We start from the raw sequence: 13,093 nt of genomic DNA, 5'->3' as shown, positions 1-13,093 counted from the left end.
TTAGCCCGCGTTGGCGAAGGAGGCGCTGGAGGCCGGCGCCGCCTGGGTGACGGGGGCGACGTCACCCTTCGATGCGACGGGGGCGATGGTCCCGTTCTTCGGCTGGACCTTCATGCCCGGCATCTGGATGCGCTGACCGCCAGCGATGATGACGCGGTCGGTCGGCTTCAGGCCCGAACGGATGACGCGCAGACCGTCGACCAGCGGGCCGGTCTGGACGGCGCGAGCGGCCGTCGAACCGTCGGCGTTGACGACCATGACGACGCGGCGGGCGGCGTCGGTGGCGATGGCCGAATCCGGCACGAGCAGGGCCTGATAGGAACCGCCGCCGGCCAGTTGCGCCTGACCGAACATGCCCGGCTTCAGGAAGCCGTCGGCGTTGGGGACCACGGCGCGCAGGCGGATGGTGCCCGAGGCGCTGTCGATCGAGTTGTCGGTGAAGTCCAGGGCGCCGACGCGGTCGTAGCTGGTCTCATCCTGCAGGCGGATGCGGATCGGGGCCGGGCCGCCGGTGCGGGCTTCGCGCTGGTACTTCAGCGCCAGGGCTTCGGAGCCGTCGAAGACGAAGTAGATCGGCGAAGACGAAACGATGGTGGTCAGGACGTCGCCGGCCGAGGAGCCGCCGCCGACCAGGTTGCCGGGGTCAACGCGACGGTCGGAGGCGCGGCCTGCGATCGGGGCGGTGACGCGGGTGAACTCGACGTCCAGCTGACGGGCGCGGATGGCGGCGTTGGCGGCCGAGACGGCGGCCTGGGCCTGGGCCACGGCGCCGCGCTTGGCGTCGACCTCGGCTTGCGACACGGCCTGCGAGGCCAGCAGGCCTTCGGCGCGGGCGAACTCGGTGCGGGCCAGGGTCAGCTGGGCCTGGGCCTGCGACAGCTGGGCCTGAGCGGACGCGAGCGCGGCCTGGGCCGGGCGCGGGTCGAGAGTGAACAGCAGCTGGCCCTGACGGACAAAGTCGCCGTCCTTGAAGTGAACCGATTGGATATAGCCGCCGACACGCGCGCGCACGTCGACCGAGCGCGGCGCTTCAAAGCGGCCGGTGACTTCGTCCCAGTCAACGACCTGACGCACCAGGGGCGTGGCGACCGTGACGGGGGGAGCCTGGGGTGCGGGGGCTTCGCCTCCCTTGGAACAGCCATAGAGGGCGGCTGACATCAAGACGGACGCAACCGCGATCTTAACCGTGCGCATCGGCGCATTCTCCTGTTGGGAGGGATTTCAAACACAACAAGACCAGCGCTCTCGGGGGAGGAAGCGGCCAGTCAACGTCGGGTGACTTAATGATGAGCGCGGTTCCGCTTGTCAACGCCTGATGACAAAGCCATATAGGCGATAAGGTTTATTGGAGTGCGACCAATTGGTCCTGTGTGACGCCCCCCGACCGCGTAACGCGAACGCAACCCGCCAGGCTATTCTGGAAGCGGCGCGCGAGCGGTTTTGTTCCGACAGCTATGATGATGTCGGCATGCGCGATGTCGCCCGCGACGTCGGCGTGGATGCGGCCCTGATCAGTCGTTACTTCGGGTCCAAGGAAGATCTGTTCGTCGCCGTTCTGGACAGCTGCAAGAACGGCCGCGACCTGATGGACGGCCCGCGTGAGGACTTCGGCGAGCGGCTGGCGCGCGAGATCGTCTATGGCGAGGTCATGCCCTGTCAGGACGAGGGGGCGGGCGCCAAGATGCGCGGCCTGCTGATCCTGCTGCGTTCGGTCGGTTCGGCCAAGGCGATGGACGTCATGCAGCGCACGTCCAACAATCGTTTCTTCGATCCTCTGGCCGCCTGGATCGGCGGCCCGGACGCCCCGGTCCGGGCGCGTCTGGCGGCGGGCCTGATCATGGGCATGGCGATCGGACGTGAGCTGTCGGACGGCTACTCGTCGCTGGACGAGACACAGAAGGCCGAGCTGGCGCGGCGCATGGCCGTGGCGCTGCAGGGCCTGATCGACAACTGAATGCAAAAGGGCGGACCGCGAGGTCCGCCCTTTCTCTCGGTAGGGACTGAGGCTCAGGCCCAGTGCATCGGCACGTGGCGAGCGGCGGCCCAGTGGATGGCGCGGATGGCGTCGACGATGGCGCGGGTGGCCTCGACCGTGCCCAGGGCCCCGCCCAGATCGGCGGTGACGGCGCCCGAGGCCAGGACGGCGGCGACCGCGGCCTCGATGGAATCCGCCTCGTCTTCCAGATCGAAGCTGTGGCGCAGCATCATGGCCGCCGACAGCACCATGCCGACCGGGTTGGCCAGGTCCTGCCCGGCGATGTCCGGCGCCGAGCCGTGGATCGGCTCGAACAGGCCGGGGCCGTCAGCGCCCAGCGAGGCCGAGGGCAGCAGGCCGATGGAGCCGCCCAGCACCGAGATCTCGTCCGACAGGATGTCGCCGAACATGTTCTCGGTCAGGATGACGTCGTACTCGCGCGGCTTGCGGATCAGGTGCATGGCCATGGAGTCGACCAGGGCGTGCTCCAGGGTGATCTGCGGATATTCCTCGGCGTGGATGCGGGTCACGACCTCGCGCCACAGGCGGCTGGTCTCCATGACATTGGCCTTGTCGACCGAGGTGACCTTGCCGCGACGCTGGCCGGCGGCCTGGAAGGCGGCGCGGGCGACGCGTTCGATCTCCTCGACCGTGTAGACGCACAGGTCCGAGGCGCTGGTCTCGGTGCGGGTGCGCTCGCCGAAATAGACGCCGCTGGTCAGTTCGCGGAAGACGATCAGATCGACGCCCTCGACGATCTCCTTCTTCAACGGCGAGCGGTGGGCCAGGACGGGCGAGACCTGCAGCGGGCGCAGGTTGGCGTACAGGCCCATGACCTTGCGGATGGCCAGCAGGCCCTGTTCGGGCCGGACCGGAGCGCCGTCCCACTTGGGTCCGCCGACCGCGCCCAGCAGGACGGCGTCGGAAGCCAGACAGGCGGCTTTCGTGTCTTCCGGCAAGGCCTCGCCCGTGGCGTCGATGGCGGCGCCGCCGATCAGATGCTCGGTGAAGTCGAAGCGGTGACCGTAGATGTCGCCGATGCAGGTCAGGACCCGCTGGGCCGCCAGAGCGACTTCCGGGCCGACGCCGTCACCGGGCAGGACCACGATGTTGAAGGTGCGGGGGGCGGGATGAGTTTCATGGGCGGGCATCAGGCGGTCTCCGGCTGATAGGCGTCTTGACGCAGGCGTTCGAAAGTCTGGATGTAGGGCAGTCTGGATTGCAGCCAGCCGAGGGTGTCGACGCCGTCGAGCAGACACTGGCGGGCGAAGGCCTCGACCTTGAAGGGGACGGCCGGGGCGTTGCCGCGCCGGATCTCGTTCGTCTCCAGATCGACGGTCACCGGCTGCTCCGGGTGGGCGGCCAGATCGTCCCAGACGGCCTGATCGACGACGATGGGCAGCAGGCCGTTCTTCAGGGCGTTGGAGGTGAAGATGTCGGCGATCTCGGTCGAAATCACCGCCCGGAAGCCATAGTCCAGCAGGGCCCAGGGCGCGTGCTCGCGCGACGAGCCGCAGGCGAAGTTGGGGCCGGCCAGCAGGATACGGTGCTCGCTTGGGTCGATGCGGTTCAGCACGGACTCGGGCTTGGGCGAGCCGTCAGCTTCATAGCGCCAGTCATAGAAGGCCTGGGCGCCCAGACCTTCACGCGTCGTGGTGGTCAGGAAGCGGGCCGGGATGATCTGGTCGGTGTCGATATTGGCCTGGCTCAAGGTCAGGGTCTTCGACGTCAGGGTTTTGAAGGCCTCAGACATGGGCGCTCTCCAAGAAGACGCGCGGGTCGGTCAGGACGCCGGCGACGGCGCTGGCCGCGGCGGTGGCGGGGCTGGCCAGGATGGTGCGGGCGCCCTTGCCCTGACGGCCTTCGAAATTGCGGTTGGAGGTCGAGACCGCCAACTGGCCTTCGCCGACCACGTCGCCGTTCATGGCGATGCACATGGAGCAGCCGGGGATGCGCCATTCGGCCCCCGCTTCGGTGAAGACCTGATCCAGACCTTCGGCCTCGGCGTCGCGGCGCACGGCCTCGGAGCCGGGGACGACCAGCATTCGCACGCCCGGCTGGACCTTGCGGCCGCGCAGGACGTCGGCGGCGGCGCGCAGGTCGGGCAGGCGGCCGTTGGTGCAGCTGCCGATGAAGACCACGTCGACCTTGTGGCCGGTCGTCGCCTCGCCCGCGGTGAAGCCCATGTAGGCGATGGCCTTGCGGTCCGAGTCCGAGCGCGGCTGCGGCACGGGCGCGCCGACGGGGGCGCCCGCGTCGGGGGTGGTGCCCCAGGTGGCCATGGGACGGATGGCGGCGCCGTCCAGCACGACCTCCTTGTCGAAGGTCGCGCCGGGGTCGGAGGCCAGGCTCAGCCAGTCGGCCGCAGCGGCCTCATAGTCGGCGGGGACGTGACGACGCCCGCGCAGCCAGTCGATGGTGACGCGGTCGGGGGCGATCATGCCCGCCCGCGCGCCCGCCTCGATGGACATGTTGCACAGTGTCATGCGCCCTTCCATGTCCAGCGACCGTACGGCCTCGCCCGCATATTCGATGACGTAGCCGGTGCCGCCGCCGAAACCGATGGCGGCGATGACGGCCAGAGCCACGTCCTTGCCCGAGACACCGGGACGCAGGCGTCCGTCGACCGTCACGCGCATGGCCTTGGCGCGGCGCTGCAACAGGCACTGGGTGGCCAGGACGTGGCCGACCTCGGAGGTTCCGATGCCGAAGGCCAGGGCCCCGAAGGCGCCGTGGGTGGCGGTATGGCTGTCGCCGCAGACCACGGTCATGCCCGGCTGGGTCAGGCCCAGCTCAGGGCCCATGACGTGGACCACGCCGCGCTGGTCCGAACCCCAGCCGGCCAGCGCGATGCCGTGGCGGGCGCAGTTGGCCTCCAGGGTCTCGACCTGCTTGCGGGCCTGATCGGTGACATAGGGGCGCCGGCCGTCCGGCCCGGCGGGCAGGGTGGGGGTGGAGTGGTCCAGGGTGGCGAAGGTGCGGTCGGGGCGGCGGACCTTCAGTCCGCGCGCCTCCAGTTCAGCAAAGGCCTGAGGCGTGGTGACCTCGTGGACCAGATGCAGGTCCACATACATGACGCCCGGCGTCTCGCCCGTTTCCGGCACGACGACGTGCCGGTCCCAGACCTTTTCGTACAGGGTTTTCGGGCCGGGTTTAGGCGGGCTCATGCACGCGTTCCTTGGGCGAGGCAGCGGTCTCGTGGATGGGCTCCAGCCAGCCGAAGCGGTCAGGGGTCGTGCCGTCGAACAGGCCGCGGAAGGCCTTGTTGACCGCCTTGGTGATGGGGCCGGGGCCGGCGGCGCGGGTCGTGATGCCGTCGATGGAGCGCACCGGAGTGATCTCGGCGGCGGTGCCCGTCATGAAGACCTCGTCGGCGACGTAGAGGGCCTCGCGCGGCAGGATCTGTTCGCGCGCCTCATAGCCCAGGCCGCGCGCCAGCTTCATGACGCTGTCGCGGGTGATGCCCTGCAGGATGGAGGCGGCGGCGGGCGGGGTCATCAGCACCCCGTCCTTGACCACAAACAGGTTCTCGCCGGCGCCTTCCGACAGACGGCCGTCGACGCCCAGGGCGATGCCTTCGCCGAAGCCGCCGACGCGGGCTTCACGGCCGATCAGATAGCCGGACAGATAGTTGCCGCCGGCCTTGGCGCCCGCCGGGATGGTGTTGGGGGCGACGCGGTTCCAGCTGGAGACGCAGGCGTCGACGCCCTTCTCCAGGGCTTCCTCACCCAGATAGGCGCCCCAGGGGAAGGCCGAGATCATGACGTCGGTGCGGATGTTCTCAGGGCTGGGGGTCACGCCCATGCCGCACTCGCCCAGGAAGGCCAGGGGCCGCAGATAGGCCGAACGCAGCCCCTCGGACTTGACCACGTCCTTGCAGGCCTGAACCAGCTCGTCCTCGGTGAAGGGCAGGGGGAAGTGATAGATGCGCGCGCTGTCGAACAGGCGGCGGATATGGTCGGTCAGGCGGAAGCCGCACGGGCCGTTCGGGGTGTCATAGACGCGGATGCCTTCGAACACCGAGGTGCCGTAGTGCAGGGCGTGGCTCATGACGTGGATCCTGGCGTCGGCCCAGGGCGTCAGGTCGCCGTTGATCCAGATATTCTTAGCCAGCGGTTGCATAGGTCTTGTCCATTTGTGCGGAGCCCGCCCCGGCTGTCACAGCCGCGATGATGGCGGTCAGCTCCGCGTCATTGATTTCGCCGATCTGGTCGGCGCGTTGTTTGAAGCCGGCGAAGACGTCGGCCAGGCGCTGGCCTTCCAGCACATGGCCCAGGGCCTCGGCCCGCTTGCCGACCGCATGGCGGCCGGAATGCTTGCCCAGCACGAAGTAGCTGCCCTCGAAACCGACGTCCTCGGGACGCATGATCTCGTAGGTGCGGGCGTCGGCCATCATGCCGTGCTGGTGGATCCCGGCCTCGTGGGCGAAGGCGTTCAGGCCGACGATGGCCTTGTTGCGGGCGATGACCGTCTCGGTCACGTCGCGCAGGGTCTGTGAGGCCCGCACCAGGTGGCGGCTCTCGGCCGATACGCTGACGCCATAGCGGTCCGCGCGGGTGCGCAGGGCCATGATGATCTCCTCGATGGAGGCGTTGCCCGCCCGTTCGCCGATGCCGTTGATCGCGCCCTCGATCTGACGCGCCCCGCCCTCGACGGCGGCCAGGGAGTTGGCCACGGCCAGGCCCAGGTCGTTGTGGGCGTGGGACGAGAAGATGATGTCGGCGTGGCGCGGGCGAATGATCCCGTCCAGCCAGGCGAAGCGCTGGCGCGCCTCTTCCGGCGTGGCGTAGCCGACAGTGTCGGGCACGTTCAGCGTCTGGGCGCCCGCGTCGGCGGCGGCCATCAGGGCCTCGGCCAGGAATTCCGGCTCGGTGCGGAAGGCGTCCTCGGCCGAGAACTCGACGTCGTCGAACATGGAGGCGGCGTATTCCACCGTGCGCGAGATGGTGGCCAGCACCTCGTTGGTGCTCATGCGCAGCTTGGCCGAGCGGTGGATCGGGCTGGTGGCCAGGAAGACGTGGCAGCGGCGATGCGATTTCGGCGCCGGGGCCAGGGCTCGGAACGAGGCGTCGATGTCCTTCTCGTTGGCGCGGTTCAGCGAGGCGAAGATCGGTCCCTCGATCTCGCCGCAGACACGTCGGATGCACTCCTCGTCGCCCGGCGAGGCGGCGGCGAAGCCGGCCTCGATCACGTCCACGCCCAGGTCGCGCAGGACATGGGCCATCTTCAGCTTGGCCTCGGCCGACATGGAGAAGCCGGGCGCCTGTTCGCCGTCGCGCAGGGTGGTGTCGAAGATGATGACGCGGTTGGGATCCGACGCCGTAATTTCGGCGGTTCTGGATACTCGTTCTACTCGGGACATTTTACGCGGCCTCGGACTGGAAGGACTGGGCGGCGATGCGGGACACGCCGAACAGGCGGTCGATCTGGCAACCCAGGTTGTCGATGGAGCGCGCGGCGTCGCGGCCGCGCACGGTCAGGGCGATGCGGCGCGAGGCGCCGTCGATGTCGGCCATGCTCATGCCGTCGATGTGGAAGCCGCGGCGTTCCACCAGGCCGATGAGACGCTGAAGCGAGCCGTCGGCCCGGTCGATCTGGATGTGAATGGTGTCGCTCATGCTCATGCGCCTTCCATCATTTCAGCGTTGCTCTTGCCCGGTGGAACCAGAGGCCAGACGTTCTCTTTGGGGTTGATGACCACGTGGACCAGGCAGGGGCCGTCGGCGGCCAGCAGGCGGGCGATGCCGGTCTCGACCTGATCGCGTTGGTCGATGCGGAAGGCCTCGATGCCGAAGGCCTCGGCCACCTTCACGAAGTCCGGGTTGTCCGACAGATCGACCTCGGAATAGTTCTCCTCGAAGAACAGCTCCTGCCACTGGCGCACCAGGCCCAGGGACGAGTTGTCCAGCAGGACGATCTTCAGGGCGACGCCGTAGCGTTTCAGGGTCGCCAGTTCCTGGATGTTCATCATGAAGCCGCCGTCGCCGGCGATGGTGACGACCGTGGCCGACGGGTCGGCCAGCTTGGCGCCCAGACCGGCGGGCAGGCCGAAGCCCATGGCGCCCAGGCCGCCCGAGGTGATGTGGGCTTCCGGCCTGGAGAAGCGGCAGTGCTGGGCGGCCCACATCTGATGCTGGCCGACATCGCAGGCGGCGACGAAGCGGTCGCCGGCGGCTTCGGACAACTGCTTCAGCAGGGCGGGCGCATAGACGCCTTCGCCCGGCGCGTCATAGCGGGCGGCGTGATGTATCGACGCGGTGGCGCAGCGGATGACCCAAGGGTCGATGGCCAGAGGGGCGACCGCCAGACGGGCGGTCAGGGCCTCGACGCCGGGCTTCAACTCGCCGGCGACCGCGACGTGGGTCTCGCGCAGCTTGCCGATCTCGGAGGCGTCGATGTCGAAATGGACGACGCGGGCGTGGGGGGCGAACTCGGCCAGCTTGCCGGTGGCGCGGTCGTCGAAACGGGCCCCCAGGACGATCAGCAGGTCGGATGACTGGACCGCCTCGTTGGCGGCGCGCGTGCCGTGCATACCCAGCATGCCCAGATAGCCGGGCGCGTCGGTCGGGATGGTGCCCAGGGCGTTCAGGGTCGAGACCGTGGGGATGCCGGTGGTCTCGGCGAAGGCGCGGACGGCCTCGGTCGCGCGGCCGATCTTCACCCCGCCGCCGATGTAGATCAGCGGGCGCTCGGAAGCGCGGATGAAGCGTTCGGCCTCGGCGACGGCATCGTGGTCGACCTCGGCCGTCTCGTTGGGGATGTTGAAGCCGAACGGCGCGACGGTCTCGGCGAACTGGACGTCCTTGGGCAGGTCGACCAGAACCGGACCGGGACGACCCGAGGCGGCGATGTGGAAGGCCTGTTCGACGGCGGCCGGGATCTCCGACGCGTCGCGCACCAGTATGGAGTGTTTCACGATCGGCAGGGTGACGCCCAGGATGTCGATCTCCTGGAAGGCGTCGGTGCCCATGACGCCCTGAGGGACGTTGCCGGTGATGCAGACCATCGGCACCGAATCCATCATGGCGTTGGCGATGCCGGTGATCAGATTGGTGGCGCCGGGGCCGGAGGTGGCCATGCAGACGCCGACCTTGCCCGAGGCGCGGGCATAGGCGTCGGCGGCGAAGGCCGCGCCCTGTTCGTGACGGACCAGGATATGCTTCAGCCCCGTGCCGGTCAGGGCGTCGTAGATCGGCATGATGGCGCCGCCGGGATAGCCGAAGACCACCTCCACGCCCATCCGCTCCAGGCTGGAGACGAGCAGGCGCGCGCCGGTGGCCGTGTCGTTCACGGTCGCCGGGACGGGGGCGGTTTTCAGGGCGGGCGCGGCGGCGCTCATCGGGTCAGTCTCTCTTTATATATATGCGGGTCAGGCGGCTTCAGGCTTGGCCGCCTGCAGCCAGGCCATGCGCTCGCGCAGGCGGGCGCCCGTCTGTTCGATGTGGGATTGGCGATCGGCGTCCAGCCAGGCCTGGTACTGCGGCTTGCCGGCCTCGTTCTCGGCGATCCAGTTGCGCGCGAAGGTGCCGTCCTGAATCTCGGTCAGGACCTCCTTCATGCGGGCGCGGGTCTCGTCGGTGATGACGCGCGGGCCCGAGGCGACGGCGCCCCACTTGGCCGTTTCCGAGATGAAGTGGTGCATCTTGGAGATGCCGCCCTCGTAGAACAGGTCCACGATCAGCTTCAGCTCATGCAGGCATTCGAAATAGGCGATCTCGGGCTGGTAGCCGGCCTCGACCAGGGTGTTGAAGCCTGAGATGACCAGTTCCTTGGCGCCGCCGCACAGGACGGCCTGCTCGCCGAACAGGTCGGTTTCGGTCTCTTCGCGGAACGAGGTCTCCAGCAGGCCGCCGGTCGCGCCACCGATGCCCTTGGCGTAACCCATGGCGCGGTCGCGCGCCTTGCCGGTCGCGTCCTTCTCGATCGCGAACAGCGAGGGGACGCCGCGACCGCGGGCGAATTCGCGACGGACCAGATCGCCCGGACCCTTGGGGGCGACCAGGATGACGTCCATGTCGTCGCGCGGGGTGATGCGGTCGTAGATGATCGAGAAGCCGTGGGCGAACAGCAGGGCGGCGCCCGGCTTGGCGTTCGGCTCGATGATGTCGCGATAGACCTCGTTCTGGATCATGTCCGGGGTCAGGATGGCGATGATGTCGGCGCCGCGAACGGCCTCGGCCGGTTCGGCGGTGGGGACGCCGTCGGCGGTCGCGTGCTTCCAGCCCGTGCCGCCCTGGCGAACGCCGACGATGACGTCGTGCCCCGAGTCCTTCAGGTTCTGGGCGTGGGCACGACCCTGCGAGCCATAGCCGATGACGGCGATGCGCTGGCCGGCGATGGCGCCCGGCTTGATGTCGTCGTTGGTGTAGATGGTGATGGCCATGGTTCAGGCGTCCTCAGAGATCGGGGCGTTGGAATAGGTTTCGGCCGTTTGGGCCGGCGGCGGATTGGGGATGGTCACGGCCCCTTGCGAGGCGGAGGCGACGGCGGCGCGGTATTTCGCGAAAACGCCTTGCGCCGGACGGACCCGGTTGGGGGCGAAGTCCGCCCGGCGCGCCTCCAGATCGACGAGCACGTCGATCCGGCGGTTGGTGACGTCGATGACGATCGGATCGCCATCGCGAATGAGAGCAATCGGGCCGCCGACCGCCGCTTCGGGCGAGACGTGGCCGGCGACGAAGCCGTAGCTGGCGCCCGAGAAGCGGCCGTCGGTCAGCAGGGCGACGTTCTCCACCTTGCGGCCCTTCAGGGCGGCGGTGACCTGCAGCATCTCGCGCATGCCGGGACCGCCCTTGGGCCCCTCGTAGCGGATGATGATGACGTCGCCTTCGCCGACCGATCCGTCCTGAACGGCGTGGAAGGCGTCTTCCTCGCAGTCGAACACGGCGGCGGGGCCTTCGAAGCGGTCGACCTTGTGGCCGGTCAGCTTGATGACCGCGCCCTCGGGGGCGACGTCGCCATAGATGACGGCGTAGGAGCCGCGCGCCATGACCGGGGCGCCCATGCTGGTCACGACCTGCTGGCCCGGGGTCTCTTCGGCCTCGGCGGCTTCAGCGAACAGGCTGCGGCCGGTGACGGTCGGGATGTTGACGATCTTGCCGGCCTCGGCCAGCCGCTGGGCGACCAGACGCGTGCCACCGGCCGCGAACAGGTGCGAGGCCAGGAAGCGGCCGCCGGGCTTCAGGTCGCAGATGACCGGGGCCTCGACGCAGGCCTGGTGGCAGTCCTCGATGCCGAAGTCGACGCCGGCCTCGGCGGCGATGGCGGTCAGGTGCATGACGGCGTTGGTCGAGCCGCCCGAGGCCGAGACGGCGACAGCGGCGTTCTTCAGGCTGGCCTTGGTGATGTACTTGCGGGCGGTGTCGCCGGCGAAGACGCGCTCGACGATCAGGCGACCGCAACGCTCGCCCTCGGCGCTCTTGCCGGGATCGACGGCGGGGACGTCGTTGGCGCCCATGGGGCTGACGCCCATGATCGACAGGGCCATGGCCATGGTGTTGGCGGTGAACTGACCGCCGCAGGCGCCGGCGCCGGGGCAGACCGCGCTCTCGACCGCCTTCAGGCCCTCGTCGGACAGGGCGCCGGCGCCGTGGGCCCCGATGGCCTCGAACACTTCCTGGACCGAGACCTCCTTCTCGCCGATCCGGCCGGGCAGGATGGTGCCGCCGTAATAGACCAGGCCGGGGATATCCATCCGCGCCAGGGCCATGGCCGCCGCCGGGATGGTCTTGTCGCAGCCGACGATGCAGACGACGCCGTCCAGCTGGTGGCCTTCGACCGCCAGTTCGATGGAGTCGGCGACGACCTCGCGGCTGATCAGCGAGGCCTTCATCCCCGCCGTGCCCATGGAGATGCCGTCTGTGACGACGATGGTGTTGAAGTCGACCGGATAGCCGCCCGCCGCGATGATGCCGGCGCGCACGTCCTTGGCCAGACGGTCCAGGTGCATGTTGCACGGCGTGACCGTCGACCAGGTGTTGACGATGGCGATCATCGGCTTGTCGAAGTCGGCGTCCTGCATCCCCGCCGCCCGCAGATAGGAGCGCGCGGCGGCGCGGTTCGGACCCTGGGTGACGGCGGAACTGCGCGCATTGGGTCGTTTTTTGCTGTCTGGCGAGTTCGTCATCGTATTTTTGGAAACTTCTGCCTGTTGGGTCTGCGCTGGGCACATGAAAAACCCCGCTGCCGGGAGGGAGCGGGGTGAAGCGGGCGATTTTGACTGGGTTAGGTCAGGTCGCAGGCATCCACACCGCTCGGCTAAGCGGAATAAGAATTACCGAGAGAAGGAGTACGCCCAGCGACAGCACGCGCAGATCCGCCGCCGCTTTCGCGGGGCTCAGGATCGCAGCAATGGCGGCGCGGTGGGACAAGGGAGAACCTTTCAACTGGGCGCTCTTATGCCGCTCTCGATGCTGCGATGCAACCCGGAGGAATCAAAATGTGGAATAAAAGTGCGTTAGGGCGCTGCAAGAGCGCATCAGCGCGCGGTTGTTCCTCTTTGGCGGGATTGCTGTGCAAATTTTCACCCGCGCAACGTTAGGGTTGTCGCGGGCCTGTGTTTGGCGGTGCGTGGCTTTGGGGTTTGGTCGGGTGTTTGCGGGCGGGTGTGCTGGGCTGGGCCGGGCGTTCTCCTGGCCTGGCCGTGCGGTTCCGATGTGGTCCTTTACGCACGCTAATCTTTGTAGCGAGGCTTCCGCAGCGGGCTTCGCGGTTCTGGGACTCTGGTTCGCTGAGATAGTTCGCATTTCTGTCATTCGAGGGTTGTGGAGTCGGAGGCGGGTCCGTATAGACGCCGCTCGCTCGGAGACGGGCTGGCCCACGGGGCTTCGGAGACTGGTTTTCCGGGGGTTTGGCGGGGGAAGGAGTTGAAAAACTTCTTGCTTCTGCCGGGTGGTTCGGTTAGTCTCCGCGCTTCGATCAAATCGCTGATTTGCCGGTGCGGGAAGTTTCTTCGCTTCTCCAGTTGGTCTTCTGCGGCTTCGGAAGCTTCGGCTTTCGGAACTTCAGAAAGTTCAGAGAGTTGGTTGACTTGGAGATCGGCTTTCCTTAGATAGCCGCCTCCGCCGGGGCCTTCGGGTTTCGGGAGTGTTCGAAAAGTTCTTTAAAAAGAACTGCTTG

At 68.2% G+C, this 13,093-nt stretch carries 11 protein-coding genes; 1 reads left to right on the top strand and 10 read right to left on the bottom strand.

Annotated elements, in window-relative coordinates:
• Positions 1 to 1,194 carry an efflux RND transporter periplasmic adaptor subunit gene (locus ACIQTU_RS00055; protein ID WP_400540496.1) on the bottom strand — a complete coding sequence of 398 codons (1,194 nt, stop codon included), beginning with the start codon at positions 1,192 to 1,194 and terminating at the stop codon, positions 1 to 3.
• Between the two features lie 151 nt (positions 1,195 to 1,345).
• On the opposite strand from ACIQTU_RS00055, the gene ACIQTU_RS00050 reads away from it, so the two are divergent.
• Positions 1,346 to 1,954 (top strand): TetR/AcrR family transcriptional regulator, encoded by a 609-nt coding sequence (locus tag ACIQTU_RS00050; RefSeq protein ID WP_400540493.1) that lies wholly within the window; start codon positions 1,346 to 1,348, stop codon positions 1,952 to 1,954.
• A gap of 53 nt (positions 1,955 to 2,007) precedes the next feature.
• Here ACIQTU_RS00050 and leuB read toward each other — a convergent pair whose 3' ends face one another.
• Genes leuB through ACIQTU_RS00005 form a run of 9 tightly spaced genes read right to left on the bottom strand, consistent with a single transcriptional unit; the run spans position 2,008 to position 12,101 of the window.
• Entirely contained in the window at positions 2,008 to 3,126 is a 1,119-nt protein-coding gene (gene leuB / locus ACIQTU_RS00045) for a 3-isopropylmalate dehydrogenase (RefSeq protein WP_400540490.1), read from the bottom strand.
• Positions 3,126 to 3,728, bottom strand: a complete 603-nt coding sequence (gene leuD, locus ACIQTU_RS00040) for a 3-isopropylmalate dehydratase small subunit (RefSeq protein ID WP_400540487.1) — start codon at positions 3,726 to 3,728, stop codon at positions 3,126 to 3,128. The genes leuB and leuD overlap by 1 nt, the downstream gene beginning before the upstream one ends.
• Positions 3,721 to 5,142 carry a 3-isopropylmalate dehydratase large subunit gene (leuC, locus tag ACIQTU_RS00035; RefSeq protein WP_400540484.1) on the bottom strand — a complete coding sequence of 474 codons (1,422 nt, stop codon included), beginning with the start codon at positions 5,140 to 5,142 and terminating at the stop codon, positions 3,721 to 3,723. The genes leuD and leuC overlap by 8 nt, the downstream gene beginning before the upstream one ends.
• A complete protein-coding gene (locus ACIQTU_RS00030) occupies positions 5,129 to 6,097 on the bottom strand; it encodes a branched-chain amino acid transaminase (protein ID WP_400540481.1) in 969 nt (322 codons plus the stop codon). The genes leuC and ACIQTU_RS00030 overlap by 14 nt, the downstream gene beginning before the upstream one ends.
• Complete coding sequence (locus ACIQTU_RS00025; protein ID WP_400540479.1) at positions 6,081 to 7,337, bottom strand: 2-isopropylmalate synthase; 1,257 nt, start codon at positions 7,335 to 7,337, stop codon at positions 6,081 to 6,083. Before ACIQTU_RS00025 ends, ACIQTU_RS00030 begins: the two co-directional genes overlap by 17 nt.
• Position 7,338: 1 nt before the next feature.
• Complete coding sequence (locus tag ACIQTU_RS00020; RefSeq protein WP_400540476.1) at positions 7,339 to 7,593, bottom strand: ACT domain-containing protein; 255 nt, start codon at positions 7,591 to 7,593, stop codon at positions 7,339 to 7,341.
• Between the two features lie 2 nt (positions 7,594 to 7,595).
• Positions 7,596 to 9,314: an acetolactate synthase 2 catalytic subunit gene (ilvG, locus tag ACIQTU_RS00015; RefSeq protein WP_400540473.1), complete on the bottom strand. Its 1,719-nt coding sequence runs from the start codon at positions 9,312 to 9,314 to the stop codon at positions 7,596 to 7,598.
• A 30-nt stretch (positions 9,315 to 9,344) separates the two neighbouring features.
• The gene (gene ilvC, locus ACIQTU_RS00010) at positions 9,345 to 10,358 is read right to left on the bottom strand and encodes a ketol-acid reductoisomerase (protein WP_400540470.1); all 1,014 of its coding nucleotides are present in this window, start codon (positions 10,356 to 10,358) and stop codon (positions 9,345 to 9,347) included.
• A 3-nt stretch (positions 10,359 to 10,361) separates the two neighbouring features.
• Positions 10,362 to 12,101 carry a dihydroxy-acid dehydratase gene (locus ACIQTU_RS00005; RefSeq protein WP_400540467.1) on the bottom strand — a complete coding sequence of 580 codons (1,740 nt, stop codon included), beginning with the start codon at positions 12,099 to 12,101 and terminating at the stop codon, positions 10,362 to 10,364.
• Positions 12,102 to 13,093 lie beyond the last annotated feature (992 nt).

Origin of the sequence: Brevundimonas sp. NPDC090276 (genome assembly GCF_044772165.1) — a bacterium.
GTDB lineage: Bacteria > Pseudomonadota > Alphaproteobacteria > Caulobacterales > Caulobacteraceae > Brevundimonas.
Note: the sequence above shows the minus strand (reverse complement) of the source record. Positions and strands in the feature narration are given on the sequence as shown.

Bases quoted from the DNA above. Each gene is read 5' to 3' on its own strand.
- ilvC (WP_400540470.1), bottom strand. From the start codon at position 10,358: ATGGCCATCACCATCTACACCAACGACGACATCAAGCCGGGCGCCATC.
- ACIQTU_RS00030 (WP_400540481.1), bottom strand. From the start codon at position 6,097: ATGCAACCGCTGGCTAAGAATATCTGGATCAACGGCGACCTGACGCCC.
- leuC (WP_400540484.1), bottom strand. From the start codon at position 5,142: ATGAGCCCGCCTAAACCCGGCCCGAAAACCCTGTACGAAAAGGTCTGG.
- leuD (WP_400540487.1), bottom strand. From the start codon at position 3,728: ATGTCTGAGGCCTTCAAAACCCTGACGTCGAAGACCCTGACCTTGAGC.
- ACIQTU_RS00005 (WP_400540467.1), bottom strand. From the start codon at position 12,101: ATGACGAACTCGCCAGACAGCAAAAAACGACCCAATGCGCGCAGTTCC.
- ACIQTU_RS00020 (WP_400540476.1), bottom strand. From the start codon at position 7,593: ATGAGCGACACCATTCACATCCAGATCGACCGGGCCGACGGCTCGCTT.
- ACIQTU_RS00055 (WP_400540496.1), bottom strand. From the start codon at position 1,194: ATGCGCACGGTTAAGATCGCGGTTGCGTCCGTCTTGATGTCAGCCGCC.
- leuB (WP_400540490.1), bottom strand. From the start codon at position 3,126: ATGCCCGCCCATGAAACTCATCCCGCCCCCCGCACCTTCAACATCGTG.
- ACIQTU_RS00025 (WP_400540479.1), bottom strand. From the start codon at position 7,337: ATGTCCCGAGTAGAACGAGTATCCAGAACCGCCGAAATTACGGCGTCG.
- ilvG (WP_400540473.1), bottom strand. From the start codon at position 9,314: ATGAGCGCCGCCGCGCCCGCCCTGAAAACCGCCCCCGTCCCGGCGACC.